This window comes from Streptomyces albofaciens JCM 4342 (assembly GCF_008634025.1).
In the GTDB taxonomy this organism is placed as follows: domain Bacteria; phylum Actinomycetota; class Actinomycetes; order Streptomycetales; family Streptomycetaceae; genus Streptomyces; species Streptomyces albofaciens.
Map to the genome: position 1 here is coordinate 749,365 of NZ_PDCM01000002.1, position 25,169 is coordinate 774,533.

The 25,169-nt window shown below is 72.4% G+C and carries 21 protein-coding genes; 7 read left to right on the forward strand and 14 right to left on the reverse strand.

Annotated elements, in window-relative coordinates; translation table 11 throughout:
* The first annotated feature begins 358 nt into the window (after window positions 1–358).
* Entirely contained in the window at window positions 359–1,195 is an 837-nt protein-coding gene (locus CP973_RS23765; RefSeq protein ID WP_167538499.1) for an AraC family transcriptional regulator, read from the forward strand.
* Here CP973_RS23765 and CP973_RS23770 read toward each other — a convergent pair.
* Complete coding sequence (locus CP973_RS23770; RefSeq protein WP_150244819.1) at window positions 1,167–2,120, reverse strand: LysR family transcriptional regulator; 954 nt, start codon at window positions 2,118–2,120, stop codon at window positions 1,167–1,169. The genes CP973_RS23765 and CP973_RS23770 overlap by 29 nt on opposite strands.
* A 157-nt stretch (window positions 2,121–2,277) precedes the next feature.
* Between CP973_RS23770 and CP973_RS23775 the strand changes: the two genes are divergently transcribed.
* Window positions 2,278–3,279, forward strand: a complete 1,002-nt coding sequence (locus CP973_RS23775) for an NADP-dependent oxidoreductase (protein ID WP_150244823.1) — start codon at window positions 2,278–2,280, stop codon at window positions 3,277–3,279.
* A gap of 89 nt (window positions 3,280–3,368) precedes the next feature.
* Here CP973_RS23775 and CP973_RS23780 read toward each other — a convergent pair whose 3' ends face one another.
* From CP973_RS23780 to CP973_RS23800, 5 genes are all read right to left on the reverse strand, one after another.
* Complete coding sequence (locus CP973_RS23780; RefSeq protein ID WP_150244826.1) at window positions 3,369–5,300, reverse strand: ABC transporter ATP-binding protein; 1,932 nt, start codon at window positions 5,298–5,300, stop codon at window positions 3,369–3,371.
* 4 nt (window positions 5,301–5,304) lie between these two features.
* Entirely contained in the window at window positions 5,305–5,721 is a 417-nt protein-coding gene (locus CP973_RS23785) for a lasso peptide biosynthesis B2 protein (protein ID WP_150244829.1), read from the reverse strand.
* Window positions 5,722–5,766: 45 nt separating this feature from the next.
* Window positions 5,767–6,024, reverse strand: a complete 258-nt coding sequence (locus tag CP973_RS23790) for a lasso peptide biosynthesis PqqD family chaperone (protein WP_150244832.1) — start codon at window positions 6,022–6,024, stop codon at window positions 5,767–5,769.
* Between the two features lie 22 nt (window positions 6,025–6,046).
* Entirely contained in the window at window positions 6,047–7,906 is a 1,860-nt protein-coding gene (locus CP973_RS23795; protein ID WP_150244835.1) for a lasso peptide isopeptide bond-forming cyclase, read from the reverse strand.
* Window positions 7,907–8,077: 171 nt separating this feature from the next.
* Window positions 8,078–8,185: a keywimysin-related RiPP gene (locus tag CP973_RS23800; RefSeq protein ID WP_106982451.1), complete on the reverse strand. Its 108-nt coding sequence runs from the start codon at window positions 8,183–8,185 to the stop codon at window positions 8,078–8,080.
* Window positions 8,186–8,564: 379 nt separating this feature from the next.
* Between CP973_RS23800 and CP973_RS23805 the strand changes: the two genes are divergently transcribed.
* Window positions 8,565–9,314 carry a DUF4253 domain-containing protein gene (locus tag CP973_RS23805; RefSeq protein WP_244409969.1) on the forward strand — a complete coding sequence of 250 codons (750 nt, stop codon included), beginning with the start codon at window positions 8,565–8,567 and terminating at the stop codon, window positions 9,312–9,314.
* 54 nt (window positions 9,315–9,368) lie between these two features.
* Here the strand turns inward: CP973_RS23805 and CP973_RS23810 are convergent, their stop codons facing one another.
* Both CP973_RS23810 and CP973_RS23815 read right to left on the reverse strand, forming a co-directional pair.
* Entirely contained in the window at window positions 9,369–9,968 is a 600-nt protein-coding gene (locus tag CP973_RS23810; RefSeq protein ID WP_150244841.1) for a hypothetical protein, read from the reverse strand.
* A 120-nt stretch (window positions 9,969–10,088) separates the two neighbouring features.
* A complete protein-coding gene (locus CP973_RS23815) occupies window positions 10,089–10,916 on the reverse strand; it encodes a hypothetical protein (RefSeq protein ID WP_244409970.1) in 828 nt (275 codons plus the stop codon).
* Between the two features lie 588 nt (window positions 10,917–11,504).
* On the opposite strand from CP973_RS23815, the gene CP973_RS23820 reads away from it, so the two are divergent.
* Window positions 11,505–12,404: an META domain-containing protein gene (locus tag CP973_RS23820; protein ID WP_150244847.1), complete on the forward strand. Its 900-nt coding sequence runs from the start codon at window positions 11,505–11,507 to the stop codon at window positions 12,402–12,404.
* On the opposite strand, the gene CP973_RS23825 is transcribed toward CP973_RS23820, so the two are convergent.
* From CP973_RS23825 to CP973_RS23835, 3 genes are all read right to left on the reverse strand, one after another.
* Window positions 12,377–12,847, reverse strand: a complete 471-nt coding sequence (locus CP973_RS23825) for an SRPBCC family protein (protein WP_150244850.1) — start codon at window positions 12,845–12,847, stop codon at window positions 12,377–12,379. The genes CP973_RS23820 and CP973_RS23825 overlap by 28 nt on opposite strands.
* Entirely contained in the window at window positions 12,835–13,776 is a 942-nt protein-coding gene (locus CP973_RS23830; protein WP_150244853.1) for an RNA polymerase sigma-70 factor, read from the reverse strand. The genes CP973_RS23825 and CP973_RS23830 overlap by 13 nt, the downstream gene beginning before the upstream one ends.
* A 137-nt stretch (window positions 13,777–13,913) precedes the next feature.
* Entirely contained in the window at window positions 13,914–14,687 is a 774-nt protein-coding gene (locus CP973_RS23835) for an ANTAR domain-containing protein (protein WP_150244857.1), read from the reverse strand.
* Window positions 14,688–14,818: 131 nt separating this feature from the next.
* Here CP973_RS23835 and CP973_RS23840 point away from each other — a divergent pair, with 131 nt between their 5' ends.
* Window positions 14,819–15,187 carry a helix-turn-helix transcriptional regulator gene (locus CP973_RS23840; protein WP_150244860.1) on the forward strand — a complete coding sequence of 123 codons (369 nt, stop codon included), beginning with the start codon at window positions 14,819–14,821 and terminating at the stop codon, window positions 15,185–15,187.
* Between the two features lie 142 nt (window positions 15,188–15,329).
* Complete coding sequence (locus tag CP973_RS23845) at window positions 15,330–16,484, forward strand: WD40 repeat domain-containing protein (protein WP_150244863.1); 1,155 nt, start codon at window positions 15,330–15,332, stop codon at window positions 16,482–16,484.
* A 20-nt stretch (window positions 16,485–16,504) separates the two neighbouring features.
* On the opposite strand, the gene CP973_RS23850 is transcribed toward CP973_RS23845, so the two are convergent.
* Entirely contained in the window at window positions 16,505–19,513 is a 3,009-nt protein-coding gene (locus CP973_RS23850) for an FAD-binding and (Fe-S)-binding domain-containing protein (RefSeq protein WP_150250155.1), read from the reverse strand.
* A gap of 277 nt (window positions 19,514–19,790) precedes the next feature.
* Window positions 19,791–21,545, reverse strand: coding sequence for a glycoside hydrolase family 15 protein (locus tag CP973_RS23855; protein ID WP_150250157.1), 1,755 nt, complete (start codon window positions 21,543–21,545; stop codon window positions 19,791–19,793).
* Between the two features lie 1,060 nt (window positions 21,546–22,605).
* On the opposite strand from CP973_RS23855, the gene CP973_RS23865 reads away from it, so the two are divergent.
* Window positions 22,606–24,225, forward strand: coding sequence for a fibronectin type III domain-containing protein (locus CP973_RS23865; RefSeq protein ID WP_150244869.1), 1,620 nt, complete (start codon window positions 22,606–22,608; stop codon window positions 24,223–24,225).
* A 61-nt stretch (window positions 24,226–24,286) separates the two neighbouring features.
* On the opposite strand, the gene CP973_RS23870 is transcribed toward CP973_RS23865, so the two are convergent.
* Window positions 24,287–25,048: a MerR family transcriptional regulator gene (locus tag CP973_RS23870; protein ID WP_150244875.1), complete on the reverse strand. Its 762-nt coding sequence runs from the start codon at window positions 25,046–25,048 to the stop codon at window positions 24,287–24,289.
* Window positions 25,049–25,169: the final 121 nt, after the last annotated feature.

Here is a 25,169-nt window from a genome sequence, read left to right on the forward strand (position 1 = left end):
CGCCACCAAGCGCAGCGAGTCCCCTGCTGCCAAGAGCCCCGTGCTGCGAGCCGGTTCAGTGGTCGAGGTCCTGGCGTACTCGGTCGGCGGGCGAGGCCGCGCTCGAAGCCCACTCTGCCGCCGGTACGGGAGCCGGTCCGGCGGGGGCCGTCCGGCGGGGGCCGCGGGATGAGGAAGCCGGGTACGCAGCCGACGGACCGGATCAGCACGGCAAACCATGCCCGGTCCGGCCCGGCGGCCACCACGCGTGGCCGCACCTGCGCGAGATCACTCGGCGAAAACGCCGCGAACCGACCGTCGTCCCGGGTCCCTGGAACCCCACACGTCGCCAACGAGGCGCGTCTTCCATAATGCCTGCATGACGAGGGCCGACGGCTGGGTGCGCTACTGGCGGGACGGGGACCGCCCCGTGGAGGCCATGCACGCGCACTTCTTCGATCACGTCTATCCGCCGCACAGCCACGACACCTATTCCTTCGGCATCACCGACGCCGGCGCACAGCGCTTCCGCTGCCGGGGCGGCCAGCACACCAGCGGCGCCGGGATGGTGATGGCCTTCAACCCGGACGAGGTGCACGACGGGCGGGCCGCGGCGGAACTGGGGTACCGGTACCGCATCGTGCACATCGGCCCGTCCGTGGTCAGCGACATGATCAGCGACGCCACGGACGGGCGTACCGGCGCCCTGCCGCTGTTCCCGGACCCCGTACTGACCGATCACGCGCTCGCCGGGGCCCTCGCCCGGCTGCACGCCGCGCTGGCCGGTCCCGCGGATCCGCTGGTGCGCGACGAGCGGCTGGCCGCGGCCGTCACCGCCATGGCGCGGCGCGGCGCGTCCGCGGTCGCCGCTCCCGTACGCGTCCGGACCCCGGCCGACCGCGCGCGCCGCCAGGCCGCCCGGCGGGCCCGCGCACTCCTGGACGACGCCTACCTGGAGCCGCTGACCGCCGAGCGCCTGGCGGAGGCTGCCGGGTGCAGCCGGTTCGCCCTCTACCGTGCCTTCCGCGCGGAGTACGGCCTGGCGCCCAGCGACTACCAGCGGCAACTGCGTCTGCGTCACGCGCGCACCCTGCTCACGAGCGGTGTCACGCCCGCCGACGCGGCCTCGGTCAGCGGCTTCGCCGATCAGGCGCACTTCGGCCGGTGGTTCCAGCGCGTGTACGGCATCACGCCGGGGGCTTTCCGGCGCGCCTGACCGCCGGCACGGCTCGGCGCACGGCGGTCTGCCCAACGTCGTTCCAGGCCGGGGCCGGCCCGGCCGACCGGAGTTCGCGGATCAGCGCCCGTACCGCCGCCGACTCGGCCGCCTCGGGCGTGGTCACGTAACCGACTTCCCGCCGGGGCGGCCACGGTGTCAGGGGGGTGACGGTGACGTCGGCGGGCGCGCCCGCCAGGGTCAGCATGGGCATGATCGACATGCCCATGCCGCGGGCGATCATCGACAGCACCACGGTGTCGTCCTCGGCCCGGATCGTGGCCGGCGGTATCCAGTCCTGGCCCGCCCACCACTCGCGGGTGTACGAACCGCAGTTCTCGTCCCAGTCGATCAGCGGCAGGGTCCGCGGGTCGACGTGCGCGCCGCCCGCCGGGTGCGCCAGCGCGTACGGCTCCTCGAAGAGCCGGGCACCGACCAGGCCCGGCGGCGGGCCCGCCCCGTCCAGGGTGGCGATGCCCAGGTCGGCCCGTCCGTCGGCGACTTCTCCCGCGGTGCCCCGGCCGATCTCCCGCACGATCCGCACCTCGGGCGACAGGCCCGGGTGGCGGCCGGTCAGCCGCTCCAGTACGGCGGGCAGCAGGTGGGCGGCGGCGCTGCGGAACGCCGCGATGCGCAGCGGGCCGGTGACCGCCCCGTCGCCGGCGCCGCGCACCTCGTGCCCCATCGCCTCCAGCAGTCGCACGATCCGGTGCGCGTAGGCGACCGCCCGGGTGCCCGCGGCGGTCGGGCGGGCGCCGTGCCGGCCGCGGTCGAAGAGCACGGCCCCGAGCTTGCGTTCACAGGTCCGTACGGCATGGGAGACGGCGGACTGGGTCATGCCCAGGCTCGCGGCCGCCGCGGTGAAGCCGCACTCCCGCTCGACGGCGATCAGGATGCGCAGCTCGTGCGGCGCGAGGTCGTTCATGCCGCGAGTATTCCATGAGCGGCATTCATGGAAAGCGCGCTTCCATCGACGCGGACCCCTGCCCACGGCGGCCACGGCTCCTTACGGTGAGCGGAGCGCGGCCGAAGATCATCCGCGTACCACCGCCTCGTACCCCCTTCCCCTCCCAGGAGCCCCCATGACCGGCACGGCCGCCCGCTTCGTCCACCAGATCTCGCGCCCCGACGGCTTCCCGACCGCCGAGAACTTCGCCTTCACCGAAGAGGCCGTCCCCGACCCCGCCCCGGGCCAGGCCCTGGTGGAGAACGTCTATCTCTCCGTCGACCCGTACATGCGGGAGCTGATGGACGGTGGCTGGGACCTGCACGCCCCGCTGGAAGGGCGCTCCATCGGGCGCGTCACCGCGTCCCGTGCGCCGGGCCTGAGGGAGGGCGATCTCGTCTTCCACCGCAAGGGATGGCGCACCCACGCCCTGGTGACGCCGGACGAGATCCGCGTCCTGCCCGATCACCGGGGCGTACCGGCCCGCTCCTACCTGGGCGTGCTCGGCGGTACGGGCCTGACCGCCTACGTCGCGCTCACCCGTACGGCACTCCTGAAGCCCGGTGAGAGCGTCTTCGTCTCCGCGGCGGCGGGCGGCGTGGGCAGCGCGGCGGGCCAGTTCGCCCGGCTGCTGGGCGCGGGCCGTGTCGTGGGGAGCGCGGGCTCGCCGGCCAAGGTCCGGCGGCTGACCGAGGAGTGGGGTTTCGACACGGCCTTCGACTACCACGACGGCCCGGTCGGCGACCTGCTGGCCAAGGCCGCTCCGGACGGCATCGACGTCTACCTGGACAACGTCGGCGGCGACCACCTGGAGGGCGCCATCCGGGGCCTGCGCGAATTCGGCCGCATCGCCTGGATCGGCGCGATCGCGCAGTACCACAGCGCCCGGCCGCCCGCCGCGCCCCGCAACCTCTTCGACATCGTCGAGAAGAGCCTGCGCCTGGAGGGCGTCCTCGTCCGCAACCACCGCGACGCCCAGCGCGAACTGGAGGACTTCCTCGTCCCCCACCTCCAGGCGGGCCGCGTCGTGGACGTGCAGACGGTGGTCGACGGCTTCGACCACGCCGTGGACGCCTTTCTCGGCATGCTGGGCGGTGCGAACAGCGGGAAGATGATCGTGCGGGCGGGGGCGGAGTGACCTCAGGGCCGACCGCAGCGGCCTTCAGTGGCACGGTCTCCCCCACGGCTTCCCCCTCCGGGGCGGGGATCAGCCCTACGGGGCGGAGATCAGCTCTCCGGAACCGGAGCCGAAGGGCCGTGACGCCGGCGGAAGGCGATCAGCTGTGTGCTCGCCCATTCGGCGTACAGGGAGTCGTGCGCCATCAGTTCGGCGTGGGTTCCCCGTGCCCGCACCCGGCCGGCTTCCATGACCAGGATGCGGTCGGCAGTGGTCACGGTGGACAGGCGGTGGGCGACGACCAGGACGGTGGTGCGACGTGCGGTGTCCGTGACGGTCGCACGCAGGGCGGCCTCGTTGGCCGCGTCGAGCTGAGAGGTGGCCTCGTCGAGAAGGAGCAGCCGCGGCCGTCGGAGCAGGGCCCGGGCGATGGCCACCCGCTGCCGCTCGCCGCCGGAGAGCCGACTGCCGCGGTGGCCGACCTGGGTGTCCAAACCGTGCGGCAGACGGCCCGTCACGGTGTCGAGCCGGGCCAGGCGCAGGACGTGGGCGATCTGCTCGTCGGTGGCGTCGTCCGCGCCCAGCGTCAGGTTGTCGCGCAAGGTTCCGGCGAGGACGGTCGGGTCCTGTTCGACGTAGCCGATGGCGGCGCGGAGCTCGGCGAGAGGCCACCGGCGTATGTCCCTGCCGTCGAGCAGCACGCGGCCGGCGTCCGGCTCGTAGAAGCGCTCGATGAGAGCGAAGACGGTGGTCTTGCCCGCGCCGGACGGTCCGACGATCGCCGTCACGCCTCCGGCCGGAACGGCGAAGGAGACATGGCGGTGAACCGCGGGGAGACCTGGCCGGTAGGCGAAGCGCACCTGCTGGAAGGCCACGGTGGCGGGGTGCCGGTCCCGGTGCCGTTCATGAGAGCCGGGAGACCGCTTCGGGGCCGGGACGGCCTCGTCGCCACGCCCCTCCGCTCCCTCGGTCCCCGCTTCCCCGCCCTCCGCTGCCTCGGCCTCCAGCATCTCGGCCTCCCGGATACGTACGGCCGCGGCCGCCCCGATCTGCAACTGCCCGACTCCTTCGACCAGTTGGCCGATCCTGGGGGTGAGGGCGAAGAGGTAGAGCAGGAAGGCGACGAGCGTGGAGACGCCGATGGAGCCGGAGGTCACGCGCGCACCGCCCACTCCGAGCACGACCAGGAAGCAGACCTGGAGGACGACGGCCGACAGGGTCGCGGACACCGCCTCCCACGCGGCGGCGCGGACGCCCGTACGGCGGGCGTGTTCGGCCGCACGGTGCAGTGCCGCGGTCTCCCGCTGTTCGGCGCCCGCCGCCTTGACGGTGCGCAGCGCGCCCAGCGTCCGTTCGAGCCCGGCTCCCATGCGGCCGACGGCTTCCTGCGTGTGCCGGGTGGCCCGGCCGATGTGCGGCGTCACCACCATGACGACAAGGCCGACGAACGCGATCACGGTGAGGGTGACGCCGAGCAGGACGGCGTCCAGCAGTCCCATCATCACGACGGTCGCCACCGTGATCAGAGTGCCGGTGACCGCGGCCGACACGGCCTGGGGGGCGGTGCGTCGCAGCAGTGCGGTGTCGGAGGTGACGCGGGCGATCAGATCACCCGGCTCGGTGTGTTCGATCACCGGCACGCGCAGGCGCGGAAGCAGGTGGGTCAGCCTGCGCCGGACGGCGCAGACGACGGACTCGGCGGAGCGGTCGAGCACATAGTGGCCGAGGCCCGCGAGAAGTCCGCCGGCCACCACCAGCGTACTGAGGACGGCCACAGGCCCGGCGGTCGGCTGCCCGTGGCCGACGAGGTCCATGACGTGCTTGGCCGCCAGCGGCTGGACCAGCCCCAGGACGCTGCCCAGCAGGCCGAGCGCGACACCGGCGAGCATGCGTCCGCGCTGTGGCCGGAGGTGGCCGGCGAGAGCCCGGAGGCCGGACCACGCGGAGCCGTGGCCTGCGAGGCCGGCCGACTGTTCCGCCGGGTGCGCCGGGTGCGCCGGGCCGTCGGTACAGCGGGTGTCGGCCGGGGGCGCGGTGGTCACGGCCTCACTCCACGGTGAAGAAGCGCTGGAAGTAGGAGGCCGGTACGTTCTCGCCGACGAGTTCCCCCTCCGCTTCCACCCAGGCGTGTGCGGCGAACGGCGGGCGGGCGCGGACTCCTACGCACCAGGCGGGCCACTGCCCGTGAAGACGGCACAGCAGCACCGTGGCCAGGGACCGTGGCAGGCATCCCTTGCTCCCTCCGGCGGCCAGGCTCACCGCGAGGACCGTCTGCCGGGCGCGGGCGGCCTCGGCGAGCGTGGCGGGCTTCGCCCCGCGCCGCAGCCAGCCCAGAACGACGCGGATACGGCCGGGCGGCTGGGTGGCCAGTACATGGGCGCAGCCCACCGCCACCCGGGCCGTGAGGCGGCGGGCCAAGGGGACGGAGCGAGGGCGGTAGGGGACCGCTTCCGGCGTCGACATTGCGTACCTCTTCCCTGGGGGCCGGACGTGTGCCCGGTGCGGTGGCTACGGTGCGATGAGGCCCGCCGAGCGCAGGTCGTCGATGATGCGGGTGACGTCCTGAGTGGCCAGGTCGGTGTCGACACCCTCGTAATGTCCGGTCAGTTCCTCCACCGCCTGGTCGATGCCGCAGCCGTCCAGCAGGGTCCGGAGGACGACTGCTGCCGTGGGGTTGAGGGTCCAGTACTCGGCGCTCTTCTGGTCGAGCAGTGCCATGCCGTACTCGGTCTCGGTCAGCAGAACACCGGGTTTCAGCGCGTACATCGCCGTCACCTCTCCTGTTCGGTCAGGGGCCGGGCGGTGCCGGTGTCATGTCGCGGGAGCGCAGCCACACTTCACAGGCCACGGTCGGATGCAGCAGATAGCTCTCCGTCTCCGCGGACAGCGAGCGGCGGCACCATTCCCGCAGGACACCCACGTCGACCAGGCCGAGCCGGCCCAGCCGGGATTCCTCGCAGAGTGCCAGCAGCCGGGCGCGGTGGCGCCGCAGCCCGGTCTCTTCCTCGAAGGTGGCGTTGGCCTTGGTGTCGCGGGTGCGGACGGCTTCGGGCACGATGCCGCGCATGGCCTCGACGATCAGCGGTTTGTACCGCCAAGGGGTGATCCGGTCCGGTGTCCGGACCGCGAGGCAGGCTTCGATGACACGATCGTCGTAGTACGGTGCCGCCACGGTGATCCCCAGGGGTGCCGCCATCTGCCCGATGTGCCGGGTCCACTGGGAGATACCGTCCATCGCGGCCAGTTCCCGGTGTTCACCGTGGCCCCTCCCCCGCGGCTCGGCGTCCGGCAGGCAGGCGGACAGCAGCTCGCGCGCCGCCGCGACGGCCTCGGGCGTTGCCCAGGGCGGCATCCGGGGCGGTACGGACCAGTCGAGCAGCGGTTCGTCCGCGGCGGCCGCCGGCTCCGTCAGGTCACGGGCGACCCGGGCGAGCCAGGACCGGTAGGAGCGGCGGTCCAGGAGTTGGCTCAGCACCTTGCGCCGGGGCCACTGGTACTTGGCCGCGTATCCCCGCAGGTCCCTCAGGGTGAGGAAGGGATGAGCGGATATCGAGGCGTGCAGCCGGGCAGGCGTTCCGGCCAGGAGTTCATCGCCGCCCAGCCCGGTCAGGTGCAGTCCGGACCCCCGGACGGCCGCCCGGCCCAGGAGGTGCATGCGGCGGTTGCGGTCGACCGTGAGCATGCTGGGCGTATCCAGAATGTCCTGGAGCGTATCGATACCGTCGAACGTCAGGGCCGTGTCCTGGGCGGGTACGACGTGATGCTCGACCGCCCCCAGGGCCCGGACGGTCTGCCGTGCCCAGTGCACGTCGTCACCGAGTTCGTCATGGAGTGCGGCGGTGTACGCGACGACCTTCGCCTCCCCGCGCGCCGCGGCGCAGCACACGGCGGTCGAGTCCAGGCCGCCCAGGTCCGTCGTCACCAGGTCACGTCCCCGCGTCCGCACATCAACGGCGGCGGTCAGCACCTCACGCAGGCGCACGGCGCCCTCCGTCAGCGGAACGTCGGGGTCGGGTGGTGACCACCACCGGCCTGCCCGCGCTCGTCCGCCGGCATCGAGCATCAGACAGTTGCCGCCGCGCAGCGCGTGGACGCCGCGCCACTGCGGTGCTCCCGACAGCGGGTGCGGTACGCCCAAGGTGAGCAGTTCCAGGGCGATACGGCGTTCGTCCAGCTCCGCACCGACCAGCTCGGCCAGCACGTCGGCCCGGTCGGCCGCGACGCTCACCCGGGCCGACAACGGAGGCGTGGTCTCGGCGTGGAACACCCGCCGCAGATCGACGACTCCGCCCTGCACCCGGACGTGTCCACCTGAGCTGGCCACGAGGTGGAAGCTGCCCGCCCATGTGCCGCTGTGCCGGTCCAGGGCCGTCAGCGACGCGGCGGTGGCTGCTGCCGCGGCGGCGCGCCGGGCTTCCCGGAGGGTGACGGAATGCTCCCCGATCACGGCGACGCGGGTCCTGCCGTGCACTCCCACGACGGCCGACTCGTCGGTCCACCGGCCCACCAGCCAGGGCCTGCCGGACGCGTGTCGCAGGCTGTGCGTCGCGTGGGAAAGTGCCTTCGCGGCGACCGCGGCGGCCGCGTCGGTGTCGGGCAGGACGACGAACCAGCTGGGCAGGGCCGACAATGACAGGGACTCTTCCACGGCTACGGCCTTCGGTCGAAGTGACGTCGGTAGCGGGAGGGGGCATCGGCGGGCGGGCCCGGTCGGTCGCAGGCCGGGCCGGCGCGGAGGCCGGCCCGGTCCGGGGCATGGTGCGGATCCGCTCAACGGCTCCGCACAACGGGTCCGCTCAATGGCTCCGCACCGGTCGCGTCAGAGGAGCTGCTTGCCGCCGAGAACGTCCTTGGGCCCGGTGTTCTTGACGCCCGTGACCTTGCGGAAGCCGCCGGCCCTGGTGAGTGTGGGGCGCTCGTACGTCATGGTCGCACTCCTTTTCCCGGAAGGGTTAACGCGGATCACGGGACCGGACCGACGCCATGCGAAAGCATTTGCGTCTTCGCTCCCGCGAGCGGTTGATGCCGCGCCGCAACCGTAAGAGTGCTGAGCGCATCATCACAATGATGGGCTCGCGGTGACGTGTGGTACGCCGGGGGCGTGAATTCCTGTGGCGAAAGCGCGGTGTGATGCGCACGCTCCCGAGTTATGACACGCACCGGTTTGAAGGCACCGGTTCCGTGATGCGCAGGCGAGTGGGACGGGCAGGCGATCGCCTGCCTCTGGCGCGCAGAAGACCCTGCCGCCGACTGTACGGGAAGCCGCCCCCGGGACGTTGTCACACCCCGGCCCTAGCATGCACAGCGTGAACGTCGAACTGTGCTTGCCTCGTGCAATCGTGCTCCCACCCGGCCGGACGGTCGCCTCCGAAGGTGACGGTGACACAGCGGCCCTGTGGCTGAGCGACGACGCCGTGTCCGGAGCGGGTGAGCTGTGGACGCGTCTGCGCGCGGAGCACGCCGGGTCCGGGCTGTGGCCGCTGCTGCTCGAACCGCTCCGGCCGGACGACGAGGGCGAGTTCCGGCCCTGGGCCACGGGCGAGCTGTATCCGGACGACATGTCCTCGCCGCAAGTCCATGGCCCGGCCGCGCTCCTCGCGGCCTGGTGGGACACGTACGCGAAGGAGGAGTGGCCCGGTCTCGCGCCCGGCCGGGAGCCCGCGCGGCATCCCGACGCAGTGGCCGCCGAGTTCGCCGGGGCCTTCGCCGCCCGCAGGCCGTACATACGCCTGGGGCTCGTCGCCGCGGGCCGGGGCGCCGATGCGCTCGCCGCCGTCGGCTGGAGCGGCCCCGCCAATCACGACAACGACACGGGCAAGTACGCGGCGGTCGTACGGGACTGGGAGCGGCGGTTCGGGGCGCGCGTGGTGGCGGTCGGCTTCGACACCCTTCACCTCAGCGTCGCCGCACCGCCGATATCCACCGATGAAGCGCTCCTCGTCGCCGCGGAACACTTCGCCTTCTGCCCGGATCTCGTGTGGCAGGGCTCCACCACCCTGGCCGCTCACGCCGAAGGTCTCGTCGGCGCCGGGCACTGGGACTTCTGGTGGGACTGACCGGGCGGCCCGCCGTGCCGGAGACGCGACGTCCGGCACGGCAGGCGGCCGGCCTCACTTCCAGCGGAGATTGAAGTCGGCCCCGGTGACACCGGTCGTCGTGCAGTCGATGCCGCGGTACCGGTCGACGAACGTTCCGTAGAGGTAGGCGTAGGAGTCGTAGGACTGGTCGTCCGACAGTCCTTCGCGCACCCGGAACCGCAGCTGTACGTGCACGGACTCGCGCTGCTTGAGCGTGCCGGGCCCGGGGATGCGGCCCGTGGCGGCGTCGCCCTGGCGCAGGGTCTGCCACTCGCGCTTCCCGGCGTCCCAGTACTGGAGGTCGGCGTAGGGGCTCAGGCCGTGCTCGCCGTCGTTGTAGACGTTGCTGTCCACCCTGGCCCGCAGGCTGAAGGACTTCAGTTCCTTCTTCGAGACGTTGGTGAGCGTGGCGGTGAAGGCGTGCCACTGGTCCCCGAGGCGAACGATGTCGGGTGCGCCGAAGGACCGGCCGGCGAAGAAGTTGTTGTGGTACTGCCCGTAGGCCGTGTCGACGTCGTAACACGTCGGCATCTTCGGGGCGGGGGCCGCCTGGGTGGCCGGGGCGGCGGCCACCGCCATCGGGATCAGGGCGGCCGTCACGGCCGAGACGGACAGGGTGCGACGCAGTTTCATGGGGACTTCTTTCTCATGGCTCGGCTCGGAACCGGGCTCGCGGTACCGGTCGTAACCCGGTCCCGATCCCGGCTCGCAGCGCGGTCGGTCAAGAGGAACGAGGAAACCGGCGGCGATCGCTCAGGCCGTGGCGTCCGTGGCGCCGGTGCCGGTGGTCGCGGGCTCGCGGCGGCGTACGGCGAAGACCGCACCCGCGCCCACGGCGACCGCGGCCGCGCCGGCCAGGCCGATCGCCGGCAGCGCGGAGGACGAACCGGTCGCGGCGAGGTGGCCGCCGCCCTGCGCCGAGAGACCGCCGCCCGACCCCGAACCGCCCGCGGTTCCACCGGGGGTCGCACTCGCGCTGGGCTCGGCCGAAGCGGTCGGTTCGGCCGTGCCGCCGCCCGGCTTGCCCGGCTTGCCCGGCGTTTCGGTCGGCTTCGCGCCGGCGGGCAGGATGGTGAAGTCGTACCACTCCTCCTTGGCCGAGCCACAGGAGCCGTCGCGGTTGCGGAAGTCGCCCGCGGCGAGCACGTACCCGGTGCCGGGCTTGGCGTCCTTGACCACGCGGGTGCGCAGCGTCAGCGTGACGACACTGCGCGGGCCGATCGCGAAGGAGCCGAACAGGGTCTGGGGCGACGCGTCGTGGAACGTCTTCCACTCCCCCGTCCTACGGTCGCGGTACTCGGTGTCCAGCTCCCAGTACGGCCGGTCGACGTCCTCGGCCGAGGCCACGTACAGGAACGGCTGCACCTCCGACAGCGTCTTACCGGTGGTGTTGGTGAGCCGCATGGTGAACGTGGTCCAGGGGCCGCCCGCCGCCAGCCGGGACGGCAGGCCGTTGACCGTCACCCGCAGCTGGTCGGACTCGAAGTCGCAGGTCCGGCCCTCGGTTTCGCCGGAGGTGCGGCCACCGCCGGTGACCGTCCCCGTACCCTTGTCCGTACCTCCCGTACCGGTGGAACCCACCGTACCGACGGAACCTCCCGTACCGGCAGTCGAACCGCCCTGACCGGCAGGTGAACCGCTCGTAGCGGCAGTCGAACCCCCCGTACCGGCGGTCGAACCGCCCGTTCCCGTCCCCTCGGTGGTGCCGCCCGAACCCGTCCCACCGGTGTCACCGGCCCGACCGGGACGCTGCGCCTCCTCCGAGGCGCCCGCGGAACCCGTCGTAACGGAGCCCGTGGTACCAGCAGCACTCGTACCGGAACCCGTCCCGGACCCCGCCGCTCCGGTCGCGAACGCGGCGGTGGGCACGGTCAGTACGGCGGCGGGCGCTATCAAGGCAGCCGCTGCGGCGGCCGTCAGGGCGCGGCGAATCTTCATCCAGCAGACCTTTCGGGTCCCACGTGCCGTTCCGCCGGAACGGCACGCTCGTCGATTGTCGTGCGGTGGTTCACGCTTCGGCTCGTACGGCGCAGGTACATGCTCATGCGTGTACTCGCACATACTTGCGCCTCATAGGTGACCACCGGCGCGGCGAAATGGTTGCCCTCTTGATCTCTTGGTGTCCGTCGGAAGCAGGCGGCGGTCCCGGACGTCCGTACGATCTTGCGTATGCGTATACGTCGAGTACGTCGAGCCGGTACCGCCGTCGGTGCCCTGCTCGCCGCCCTGCTCACCGTCGCCGGGTGCGGCCCGTCGCCAGCGGGAAGCGAGGGCGGGAAGACCGCCGGGGCCGAGCCGGCTTCGGCCTCGCCCACCAAGAAGGGGCCGGGCGGAGCGGGCGGGCTGCTGATGGGGGCGCGCTGGATGGTCCAGTGGGTCACCGTTGACGGCCGGGAGATCAGCGCGCCGCCACACGCCGCCTCCTGGATGGCGTTCGACTACGACAACACGGTCAAGGGCAACGACGGCTGCGTGCCCTTCCGCAGGTCCACGACCCTGACCGACAGTGCGCTGACCTTGGGTGGGGAGTGGACGCAGGCGGCGGAGGACGGCGGGTGCCCGGCGAAGAACCGCGCCTTCGCGGAGCGGTTGCGGAAGGTCTTCGACGGTCCGCTGACGATCGCCCATCGGGTCGACAACCTCACGCTGGACCTGAAGAACCAGCAGGGCGACTACGTGGCGATCAAACTCCAGCAGCCCGAGGGGTTCTACGGCCGGCGCTGGCAGGTGCTCAGGCTGAGCGTGGGCGACAGCTACGGTCCGGACCTGCCGAAGAGCGCGTATTTCATTTTCCACGAGGACGGGACGGTCATCGGGAACCTGGGCTGCAACGACTTCACCAGCAAGGCCGTCTTCGAGGGCGACACACTGACCATGTGGGAGCCCACCCGTCTCAGCCAACGCACCTGTTCCCCGGACATCATGAAGGGAGAGGGGTACCTGCTCTCCATGAAGCGGAACCCGCAGACATTCACCTACTCGGTCACCCACGACACCATGAGCGCCTCCGACGATTCCGAGGGTCCGCTGCTGCGCAACGGCTACGAGTTCACCGCGCTGCCCGGCTGATCCCGGGTCAGCGCGGCCTCGGCCGTGGCGAGGATGTTGCCGAAAGTACGGCTGAGGACCGGCCTCATGAGGAGGCGGGTCAGCGGGGCGCCGAGCAGCGGGAGACGCACTTCGGCGCGGGTGGTCCAGCACACCCGGGTGCCGCCGTCGGCCTCGGTGAACGTCATCCGGCCGAGTTCGTGCCGGGACGGCGGCCAACTGCGCTCGACGACGTACTCGGTGGCGTACGGCGGCTCGTACCGGGTGATCCGCTCACGGAACCAGCCGATCGCCCAGAGGTGGCTGCGCACCGCGCCGACCCCATAGGGCGCGCCCGCGCCGTGCCGGGTCAGCCGGCAGCGGAGTGCCAGCGGTGAACGCGTGTAGTGGGTGGTCGTGGTGAGCCAGGCGAACACCTCGTCCACCGGGGCGGCGATGACGCGTTCCACGGTCACGGTTTCCACGGCCGGGGTCCCTTCCTGTCGAGCGGGCGCACCGCGTCGGCGCGGTGCAGCTTGTCGGGGTTGCGGATGCCGTAGAGGCCGGTGATCCGTCCGTCGTGGATCTCGACCGTCAGCAGCCAGTCGAGTACGCCGTCGGTCAGGAACCGTGCCGCGGGCATGCCGTTGTAGGCGGCGGGTTCGATACGGGTCCCCTTGAGGCTCGTACGGGCCACGCGCACGATGAACCGGGCGACCTCGTCGCGGCCGACGATGGGGCGGCGCGCGGCAACCGCCTTCCCGCCGCCGTCGGAGATCTGCACGACATCCGGCGCCAGCAGGTCCATCAGCACCTGTACGTCGCCGGTCGCCGCCGCGTCCAGGAACCGCCGCACGATCTCCCGGGCGGCGTCGGAGTCCGGCTCGAAACGGCGGCGCCGCGCGTGGACGTGGCGGCGGGCGCGGTGGGCGGTCTGCCGCACGGTGGCCTCGCTCTTGCCGACCGACGCGGCGATCTCACCGTGGGTGTAGCCGAACACGTCGTGCAGCACGAACACGGCGCGTTCGGTCGGATTCAGCGTCTCCAGGACGAGCAGCATGGCCATCGACACCGATTCGGCCAGGAGCACGTCGTCGCTCGCCTCGGGCGCGGTACGGATCGGCTCGGGCAGCCACGCGCCCACGTAGTCCTCGCGCCGTGCCCGGGCCGCGCGCAGGTGGTTGAGGGCCTGCCGGGTCACCGTACGGACCAGGTAGGCGCGCGGGTGCCGGACCGTGGCCGGATCGACCGCGCGCCAGCGCAGGTAGCTCTCCTGCAGCACGTCCTCGGCGTCGGTGACACTGCCCAGCATCTCGTAGGCGATGGTGAACAGCAGTCCGCGGTGCTCGGTGAACGTGTCCCCGGCGTCCGCAGGGCCCTCGGCGTCCCCAGCGTCCTTGGTGTGCTCATCCATGTCCCGCCCCCGACCCGACCGCACCGTGACGAACCGACATCGCCCTGCCTTTCTCTTCGCCTGCCCATCGGGACACTTCGCGGCGGCGAAACGTGACAGGGGCGGCCCGGCTGTTCTCGGCCGTCCGCCGGCCGCGGCTACTCGCCGGCGGCCGGGCGCGACGGAGCCGCCCTGGCCTTGGCCACCGCGGCCGCCAACTGCTCCTGTACCGCCTCCGGCAGCGCGCCCCCTTGCACACTGTCCACCAGGTCCCGGGCCAGGAAGTGCAGCTTGGTGTTGGTGTTCTGGGAGGCCGTGACCAGCACGGCCCAGGCCGCCTCGGGGCTGAGCGTGAAGGTGGCCATCAGTATGCCGCGGGCCAGGTCGATGACCGGGCGGGTCTGCATGGCGCGGCGCAGCTGGGCGACTTCCGCGGGCAGCCCTTGGCGGGAGTCCTCGTGCGCGTCCTGTTGACGGTCCTGGTGCGGGACCGCGCCGTCGACGGTGGGACACGGGACGCACGGACCGTACGGCCGCGGGGAGATGAACAGCTTCCGGGCTCCGGTCAGGTCCAGGAGCCTTTCGACCGCGCGGCTGCTGGAGCGGACGACGACGGTCTTGCCCTGCGCGAGGGCCCGCGTGCGCAGACGCAGCAGCATGTTCAGTCCGGCGCAGTCGAAGAACGGGACCGCGTCGAGGTGGAGGTCGAGCCCCCGGACCGACCGGCTCAGGGCCTCGTACAGGTCGTGTCCGATCTCCTCGCAGGCGTCCAGGTCCAGTTCACCCTGCACGGCCACCCTGGTCCGGCCGTCGCCGGGGAAGGCGTCGAGCCGCGTCAGACGGGGCGGGTACGCGGCCGGCGGGCCGCCGTTCCCGTCGGCTCCGGTGACGGCCTCGGGGGGAGGAGACGCCCAGGGCGCAGCTTCCGGCATGGCCATTCCTTCCCGTCATCGGCTGGGCCGCTTCCCTCCAGACTTGCCGACCGAGGGACACACGTCAACTAATACACGAAATACTGTACGTGTTTAGGGACACGTGAACGCAAGGTCGCTAGACTGGCGCCATGGATGGACTGTCCGAGTCGCAGAACGGAGTGCCCGAACCGCACACGGGGTGGACGTTCGTGACCAACCACGCCCGGGTGCTGGCGGCCATCGCGGACAATCGCCACGCCCGCATCCGGGACATCGCCGCCCACTGCAGGCTGACCGAGCGCGCTGTTCAAAAGATCATTGCTGACCTGGAGCGCGACGGGTACCTGTCCCACACCCGCGAGGGCCGCAGCAACATCTACGAGATCGATCCCGGCAAGGTGCTGCGCCACCCCGCCGAAGCCGGCCTGACCGTCGCGTCGCTGCTCTCCCTGCTCGTCCAGGACGAAGCGCACCGCACGCACCCCGACGACGAGCGGCGGCGTCAGCGCACGGGCTGAGCGCGCCCTCGGGCCACCGGACGCTCCACGGCATCTCTTGGTTGTACGGAAATCGGCTGATTGCCCGGGGCGTCCGGTGCCTCTTTGATGAGCGGGTCCCGTGTGCGCGGGCGGACGTGACCTCCTCTTTCGAAGGGTGACCATGAGACGGCTCTTACGCGCGGGGCGTACGTCCCGCGTGACGCGTGCGGCCGCTGCCGCGGTCGTGACCTCGGCCTGTGCCGCCGCCCTGCTGCCGGGCACGGCACAGGCCCGGCCCACAGCAGGCGCGGCAAGCACGGAGCGGGTGAGCACCACCTCGGACGGGGGCCAGGCGGACGGCCTGTCGGACGGGGCGTCGATCAGCGCGGACGGGCGGTACGTCGCCTTCTGGTCGGCCGCGCCGAACCTGGGCGCCGACCACTACCGGGCCCTGCTGCTCAAGGACTTGGCCTCCGGGCAGGTCACCCGGGTGCCGGGGGCCAAGTCGTACGGCGGCAGCCATACGGCGATCAGTGACGACGGCCGGTACGTCGGCTACGGGTCGGGCACCCGCTACGCGTCGGCCTACGTCCACGACCGGGTCACCGGCCGCAGCACCCAGGTCAGCAGCGCCGAGCTGAGCAGCGTCGACTCGCTCGGCGCCGACGGCCGCTACGCCGCCGTGACGATCGGCAGCCGCAACCCGGACAGGCCCGCCCGGCTGCTCGTCCGGGACCTGACCGACGGCACCGACGAGCGGATCGACCCGCAGCAGACCCCGACGGGCCATCCGTCCGTCAGCAACGGTTCGCTCAGCGGCGACGGGCGGCTGCTCGCCTTCGCCACCGGTCCGCGCGGCGGCGCGTACGACATCTTCGTCAAGGACCGGATCGACGGGACCGTCCGGCAGGTGGACGTACCGCTGGACGGGGTACAGGACGACAAGCGGAGCCGGCTGGCGCAGATCAGCCGGGACGGCCGCCACGTGCTCTTCGATTCCGAGTCCGGCAACCTGGTCCCCGGGACCACCGCGCCCGGCCGGCACGCCTACCTCCGCGATCTGCGGACCGGCACCACCGTACGGCTCGCGCCGGCCGGTGCCTCCGCGGTGGCGGTCAGCGGCGACGGGCGGAAGGTGCTGCTGTCCGAGGAGGACCGGCTCACGCTGCTGGACGTGCGTACCGGTAGACGTACCGCGGTCGGCCCGGCCGCACGGGCCGTTCCGGGCTCGGTCACCCGGGGCGGCGAGGCGGTGGCCTTCACCTCCGAAGCCGCCGACCTCGTGCCCGGTGACACCAACGCGGCCGCCGACGTGTTCGTACGCCGCCCCGGCTGACCGTCCGGGGCGGCCGTGGCTCAGGTACGGCGCCGGACGAGAGCCACCGCGCCGCAGCCGAGCGCCGCGGCCACGGCCGCCGCGGTGATCATCCGGGCGTCGCGGGGGCGCACACCGGGCCGGGGGACCTTGCGTTCCGGGTGGTGGGCGGGCGCGGCGCCGTCCAGGCCGAGGGCGAGCGCCTCGGCCAGGTGCAGGGCCCGCCGCCCGGTGCCGGACTGCTCGATCTGGGTGCGGCAGCTGAAGCCGTCGGAGATGACCAGGGCGCTGGGGGCGGTGGCGCGCACGGCGGGCAGGACGCCCTGTTCGGCGACGGCCATGGACACGTCGTAGTGGTCCTTCTCGAAGCCGAAGTTGCCGGCCAGGCCGCAGCAGCCCTCGTCCAGCACGTCGGCGTCGATCCCGGCGCGGCGCATCAGCTCCCGGTCGGGGTCGGCCTTCATGACGGCGTGCTGGTGGCAGTGCGTCTGTACGGTGGCGGCGCGGGCGAGTCGGGGCGGCTGCCAGTCGGGGGCGCGGCGCACCAGCAGTTCCGCGAGGGTGTGGAACTGGTCGGCCAGGCGCTGCACGTCGGTGTCGTGCGGCAGCAGTTCGGGGGCGTCGGCGCGGAAGACGGCGGTGCACGACGGTTCCAGGCCGACGATGGGCGTACCGGCTTCGAGCCACGGCCGCAGGATCCGGGTCGTGCGGTGCAGCGTGCGTTTGGCGGTGTCCAGCTGGCCGGTGGAGATCCAGGTCAGCCCGCAGCACACGGCTTGAGTGGGCACCGTCACCCGGAATCCGGCGTCCTCCAGGACACGGACGGCCGACCGGGCGATGTTCGGGTGGAAGTACGTGCTGAAGGTGTCCGGCCACAGCACGACGGTGCGGGGGTCGGCGGGGTCGGGCTCGGGCCGGTTCTGCGCGCGCCACCACTGGAGGAAGGACTGTTCCGCGAAGACGGGCGCGTCGCGCCGGGTGGCGACACCCGCCAGGCGCTTGCCGAGGCCGCCGATCACGGGAGCGTGCAGGGCCGCGTTGACCAGCCGGGGCGCGGCGCGGGAGGCCAGGGCCCACAGGGGCAGCCAGCCCAGCGCGTAGTGCGCGGCCGGGCGCAGCCGTCCCTTGTAGTGGTGGGCGAGGAATTCGGCCTTGTATGTGGCCATGTCCACGCCGGTCGGGCAGTCGGACTTGCAGCCCTTGCAGGCCAGGCACAGGTCGAGGGCGTCCTTGACCTCGGTGCTGCGCCAGCCGTCGGTCACCGCCGAGTCCGCGTGGCCGCCGAGCATTTCGAACAGCAGCCGGGCGCGGCCGCGGGTGGAGTGCTCCTCCTCGCCGGTGGCGCGGTACGAGGGGCACATCACGCCGCCGCGGTGGCTGCGGCAGTTGCCGATGCCGACGCAGCGCAGGACGGCGCGGGTGAAGTCGTGGTCGTCCTCCGGGTAGCCGAAGTGGGTTTCGCCGTACGTGGGGCGCCAGTGCGAGCCCAGGCGCAGGTTCTCGTCGACGCGGTAGGGGCTGGTCACCTTGCCGGGGTTCATCCGGTTGTCCGGGTCGAAGAGGGCCTTCAGCTCGCCGAAGGCCCGGACCAGCCGGTCGCCGAACATGACCGGCAGCAGTTCCGCGCGCGACTGCCCGTCGCCGTGTTCGCCGGAGAGGGACCCGCCGTAGGAGGTGACGAGTTCGGCGGCCCGGAAGAGGAAGTCGCGGAAGTCCCGGATGCCGTCGGCGGAGGTCAGGGCGAAGGGGATCCGGGTGTGGACGCAGCCCTGGCCGAAGTGGCCGTAGAGGGTGGCGTGCTCGTAGCCGTACTCGCGCAGGAGGGAGGTGAGGTCGCGCAGGTAGTCGCCCAGCCGCTCCGGGGGTGCGGCGGAGTCCTCCCAGCCCTCCCAGGTGTCGCGGCCGTCCGGCGGGCGGGCGGTGACGCCGAGCCCCGCCTCCCGGGCCCGGAGCATCTTCTGTTCGCGCTTCGGGTCGTCGGAGAAGGCCACGTTGTCGTCGTCCTCGTCGCGTCCCATGGCCTTCAGCAGGCCGTGCGCCTGCTGGTCGACCTGCTCGCGGGAGTCCCCGGCGAACTGGATCAGCAGCCAGCTCTCCCCGGCGGGCAGGTTGTCGAGGGAGTCGGTGTGGGCGTTCTCCTCGCGCATGAGCTGGGCCATCCGGCCGTCCAGGGCTTCGAGCTGGCTGGGCTCGCAGTGCTGGAGGGCCTTCGGTACGTCGTCGGCGGCGGAGGCGATGTCCGGATAGCCGATGACGAGCAGCGCCTCGTACTCGGGGACCGGCACCAGCTCCAGCTCCGCGTGCAGCACGGTGACGAGGGTGCCCTCGCTGCCGACGAGGGCGCGGGCGACGTCGAACCCGTTCTCCGGCAGGAGCGAGTCGAGGTTGTAGCCGGAGACGCGGCGCGGGATGCGCGGGTAGCCGCGGCGGATCTCGGCGAGGTTGCGGTCGGCCAGGTCGCGCAGTCCCCGGTGGATCTCGGCCCGGCGCCCGCCCTCGGCGACGATCCGCTCGTACTCCTCGTCCGAGGTCGGGCCGACCCAGAAGCGGGCGCCGTCGTAGGTGAGGACCTCCAGCCGCCGCACGTTGTCGACCGTCTTGCCGTACGCCTGCGCCGACGCGCCGCAGGAGTTGTTGCCGATCATGCCGCCCAGCGCGCAGTGGCTGTGCGTCGAGGGTTTGGGCCCGAACTGCAACCGGTGGTCGGACAGTTGGCGGTTCAGTTCGTCCAGGACGATGCCGGGCTCGACGACGCAGGTACGTGCTTCCGGGTCGACCGAGACCAGGCCGTGGCAGTACTTGGTCCAGTCGATCACCACGGCGGCGTTGGCGCACTGCCCGGCCAGGCTCGTACCGCCGCCGCGGGAGAGCACCGGCACGCCGTGTTCGGCGCAGACCGCGACGGCGGCGACGGCCGCGTCCACGGTGCGCGGTACGACCACGCCGATGGGCACCTGGCGGTAGTTCGAGCCGTCGGTCGCGTACGCGCCGCGGCTGCCGGCGTCGAAGCGGACCTCGCCGTCCACGCGCCGGCGCAGCGCGGCCTCCAGCGCGGCCGGGTCCGCGCCGCCGTCCCGGCCCTCCGCGCCGCCCGGCGCGCGCGTGCGGCGGCCTGCGTCCGGTTCCTTGTCCACGAGGCGTCCTCCTGTTCCCTGACGTCCGACGGCGGCTCCAGCGTCGGATTCCGCTGCTCATCGGGTACCGCGCCACGCGGGCTCTACCCTCTTTGCCGCATCTGTTCCGTTCTCCCGGTCACCGTGACCGTGCCGTTCTCCCGGCAGCCGTTACGCCGTTCGGTGGATGGCCGCGCCCCGGGCCGGGGCCGGGTCAGGCGGCATCCGGCCCGTTCAGGCGGGCCCCCGCTTCGAGGAGCAGGGCGTGCACGAACGCCTGCGGCAGATTCCCGCGCAGCTGGCGCTGCTCCACGTCGTACTCCTCGGCGAACAGGCCCGGCGTACCGCAAGCGCTGCGGGTCCGTTCGAACCAGCGGAAGGCCCCGACCCGGTCATCTCCGGCATGCGCGGCCAGCGCCATCATGAACCCGCAGAGCAGGAACGCGCCCTCGGCCTCGCCCAGCGGCCGGTCGTCGTGGCGGAACCGGTAGAGGTACCCGTCGTGGGCCAGCCGCTCCTCGATGAAGCGCCGGGTGCGGTACGTACTGGGGTCGTCCGGGCGCAGGCAGCCGCGGGCCATCGGCAGCAGCAGGGCGCCCTCGGCGCCCGCGTCGTCCTCCGCGCGCCGCCACACGCCGTCGGGCCCCAGGCAGCGCCGTCGCGTCTCCGTCTCCACGGCGTCGGCCAGCTCGCTCCGGCTCCGCGCCGCCGGGCCCGGAACGCTGTCGGCCAGGGCGCGCAGCCCGGCCACGATGCTCAGCCGTGAATGCGTCCACCAGCGCTTCTCCAGCTCCCAGATCCCGGCGTCCGGTCGCCGCCAGTCCTGTTCGACGCACCGCACCGCGACCTCCGCCGCCCGCTGCCCGTCCCGGTCCAGCCGGTCGTGCCGGGCCGCCGCCGCGAACAGTTGCAGCGCTTCCCCGTACGTGTCGAGCTGGAACTGCCGGCCCGCGCGGTTGCCGACGAAGTCGCTGCCGCCCGGATAGCCGACCAGGGGCAGCGGGCGTTCGTCGGCGACCGGGGCGCCGTCCACGGTGTAGGCGGGCCGGAGCCGGTCGCCGTCCTCCAGCAGACGCGCGCTGACGAACCGCACGGCCTGGTCCAGCAGCGGGTACGGGCCGTGGGCGGCCACCGCGAGCCCGGCGTAGCACTGGTCGCGGATCCAGGTGTAGCGGTAGTCGTAGTTGCGGCCGGCCTTGGCACGCTCGGGCAGGGAGGTGGTGGCCGCGGCGACCATGCCGCCGGAGCCGCTGGTCAGTCCGTGCAGTACGGCGTAGGCGTGCCGGGCGTCGCGGGGCGCGGCGGTGTCGAGGCAGCGGGGTACGGCCTCGCGCCACGCCGCTTCCGTCTCCCGCCACAGCCGCCGCGGATCCGGCGCGGTGTCCGGCGGCCGCCGGCCGATGTACAGGACGAGGTCGCGCTCCTGCCCCTCCGGAACGGTGAAGGCGGCCTGCCGGCCACCGCCGGGGCGGCGCTTCAGGGCCGCCCCGCCGAACCACACGTGCAGGCCGCCGCCCTGGGCGGTGTGGCCGTCCGGCGTGTCGCGGCCCTCCGTCAGGGTCCCGGCACCGAACCCCGGCCGCGGGTCGAGCACGAGGTGGACGCGGGCGTCACCCCGCACGGCGCGCACCCGGCGCAGCAGCATCAGGCCGTCGCGGGCGGCGGGCAGGGCCAGGGCCTCCCGGCTCTCGATGACGGCCTCGTCGGTGACCCAGCGGCTGACGTGGATGAGCGTGCCGTCCTCGTAGTGGCCGCCGCGCACCCGCCAGGCGCTCCGCGGCCGTACGGTGTAGTGACCCGGCCCGCCGATCAGCGCGGAGAAGACCGCGTCGTCGTGCCAGCGCGGCGCGCACAGCCACACCACCTCGCCCTGCGGGCCGACGACCGCGCCCCGTTCGCCGTCGCCGAGGAACGCGTAGTCGCGCAGCACGGCGGGGGCGGGCACGGCCGCGGAGAGCAGGTCTTCCATCTCCGCCTTTCGTCCGGTGCGCACGGCCGGGGTCCGGGCCCCGGCTCTCGTCCGTTCCGTACGCGCACCGAACGCGTACGGACGCCACACCAGTACCCCGTCGCACACGCGGCATGACCAACGGCCGCCCGAACGCCTCGCTCGCAGTCCCGCTTGCAGCCGTTCGAGGGCCCTGTCGGCTTCTGCTGCGACATCTCACCGTAGGGTTCCGCCCTCGCCGTTCAGCCTCCTCGTGTCCGATGGCACCAGGAAGGTGGGAGTCACACCTTCCTGGTCTTCGACAAAGGTGTGCGGCGATGGTTGCGCCTCGGCATGCGGAAACGGCTCTGGAAGCCGTCGATCTGATCAGGACCTACTCCATGGGCAGGAAGGAACCCCCGGTCAGGGCCGGGGCCGGCCGGAACACGGTCCAGGGACGTCTGGCCCTGCTCGCGGCGGCGGTCGCGGTGATGGGATTCGTGGCGACACGGGCGTTCCGGGCTTACCGGGAGTCCGTGTAAGGGAGGCTGCCAGTCTCTCCGTGCGGGGGCCGGACCGCCGACTCCGGCCCCCGCCGACCGCCTTCCGTACGGTGCGGCCCCAGCCGCACGGTAGTTGAATTCCCACTTTCCTGTCCCCCTCCCCCGGCACCGCGCTTGCGGCGATTCCGCCTTGCCGTCACGAACCCTTCCGGGAATTGGAACGGGCTTGTTCGGGCGCGCTCAATCGTCTCACTGTCCGCCCCCTCACCTCGCAGCCGTTACGACCCGGTGGTGCCATCGCATTCCGGAGCCGGCACGGGCCGCGTGCGGGCCTGCGGTGAAGGCGGAGCGTCATCGGCGGCAGCACCCCGCGCCGCCGGTTCCCCAGGCGGCAGGGCATCCGGCGGGCGGACGGACACCCTCCGTATCCGTCCCGGCGGCCCGGTGACGGCGTAATTCCACCGCCCTCGCGTGTTCTTCCGGCCGGTCCGCCACTGGCCGGATTCCGTGATTGACGCCGCTATTCGCCGTGCCTAGGTTCCCTGTCGCAACGGGGGGAGGAACACACCGGAACCAGACGTCGAGAACAAGGGGTGGACATGCCAAAGCAGTACGTCACACCGGAATGGGAATCCCCTGGCGAGTGGTACGGCACCATGAAGGCCACGGTCTGGAATTTCGAAAGCGAACCACTCGTCAACCCGGAGATCTCCTTCCGCGTGCAGTCGGACCAGAACGTCACCAACGTCTACGGGCTCGTCTGGCAGCGGCAGGGCAACATCATCACCGGGCGCCTGGTGCCCGAGCGGCAGACCGTCCCGTCGAACCGCGGCGTCCAGGAGTTCCGGCTCGGCTTCTCCCGGTCCAAGCCGGGCCCCGGCCCGCTGCCGACCGAGTTCAAGATCGACGGTCAGCCGGCCGATGTGCCGGACGACCGGACGCCGCCGGGCACGCCGGGCAACGTGCACACGCAGACGCTCGGCCCGACGCAGGTCACGCTCTCCTGGAACCCGTCCACCGACAACATCGGCGTGCGGGGCTACGAGGTGGCGTACGGCGGCGCGCAGCCGCTGCGGGTCAAGGACGAGACCGCGGTGATCTCCGGGCTCACCCCGACGACCAAGTACACGGTCCGGGTCACGGCCGTGGACCTGGCGGAGAACCGCTCCGAGCCGTCGCAGCCGCTGGAGTTCACCACGACCGACAAGCTCCCGGACGGCGGCCCCTGGGACATGCCGCGCGCGCCGTACGTGGACTACATGGCCTGGCCGAACCCGAGCCTGCCCCAGTACGCCCAGGAATCCGGCGTGGACGGCTTCATGCTGGGCTTCATCGTCGCCAACAACAACAAGAAGCTGGCGTGGGCCGGGCAGGACGGCCCCGACTGGGAGGTCGACCAGAGCTCGTACGGCAAGAAGGACATCGAGCAGCTGGCCGCGAGCGGCGGAAGGGTCGCCTTCTCCTGCGGCGGCGCCTCCGGCCGGCCCCTGGAAGCCGTCGAGACGAGCGTCCCCAGGATCGTCGAGCAGTACGAGGCGTTCCTCCGCAACTACGGGGTGGCGCGCATCGACTTCGACTTCGAGGGCGACTTCCTGTCCGACGAGGCGGCGCACCTGCGGCACACCGCGGCGATCTCCCAGCTCCTCGTCAAGCACCCCGGCCTCAAGATCTCCTACACCCTCCCCGCCGACGCGCAGCCCGGTGAGGGCTCGGCGGGCTTCAGCCCGGTCGGCGTCAAGTTCCTGGCGAAGGTCGCCGCCGCCGGCATCGAGCCCGGCCTGATCAACGGCATGCTCATGGAGTTCGGCCAGAGCGCGCCGCCGGACATGTACGAGTGCTGCGTCATCGGTCTGAAGGCCATGCACGGCCAGATCGGTTCGCTGTGGACCGCCTGGGACGCCGGGAAGGTCTGGCACCGTACGGGCGCCACCCCGATGTTCGGCTGCAACATCAACAAGCGGGTCTTCACCCTCGACAACCAGCGCAGCCTGGTCGAGTTCGCCCACGAGCACCAGCTCGGTGCCCTCTCCGGCTGGGACGCCACCCGCGACCACAACCAGGGCAACCCCGACGTCCAGCCGCCGTGCACGGTCGGCTGCGACGCGTGTGACACCTACCGCTGTACCTGCGTGGACCAGCGGCCGTTCGACTTCAGCAAGCTCATCGCCCTCTACAAGAACGGCGCCGCGCCGACCATCGGCACCCAGACCCGGGTGTAACGGGCCCCGCCCCAGCGAACGGCCGCACCCGGTGCGGCCGTTCGCCTGTCCGGGCTGCCCCTCAGCTCATCCGGGCCGCCGCATACGCCTCGATCGCGTCCCGCTGGTACGCGGCCAGGCCCGGCGCGATCGACTCGTACGCGGCGCGCCAGTGCTCGTTGTCCACGCAGGCGCGCCCGATCGCGCGGTACTCCTCGGCGCTGACCTCCCGTATCCGGACCAGCGTCCGGTGCTGCCGGCCGATCTCGGCCTGCACCGGCTCGGCGCCGGCCGGCACACCGGAGGCCAGCAGCTCGGCCAGCCGGACCATCTGTGCCGTGCGCTCGCGCTGGTCGGCCTCGATCCCGGCCTCGCTCAGCCCCGCGTTGTGCCGCTCGACGGCGGCCGCCAGCTCGGGGAAGTCGCGCAGGGTCTTCAGGTACTGCGGCGGCCGGATGCCCTCGAACAGGTTCTCCGGCCGGTTGATGCTCACCATGGCGGTGCCGTCCTTCCTGGACTCCTCCAGTTCGCCGATCGTGCGGGAGACGGTCGCGGCCAGGGCGTCGAGCCGGTCGCGCTCGGCGAGCAGCCGGCGGTGGTGGCCGCGCAGCGCCGCCAGCTCGTCGACCTGCGCGGCCAGCACCCGGCCGATCTCGGCCAGCCCCAGGCCCAGCTCCCGCAGGACGAGGATCTGCTGCAACCGGAGCAACTGCCGCTCCTCGTAGTAGCGGTGACCGTTCGCGGCGGTCCCCGCGGGCGGCAGCAGGCCGATGTGGTCGTAGTGACGCAGGGTCCGCGCCGTCACACCGGACATCCGCGCCACCTCGGCGATCGGCCAGGCCATCGGCGTTCCCTTCACGCATCTCTCGGCTGGGCCGGCTTTCCGGCCCTGGGCAGGACGGTAGCGGCTGCCGCTGCGGCAACTTCAAGGACGGCACCGGGCCCCGTGGACCGCCGCAGGCCCG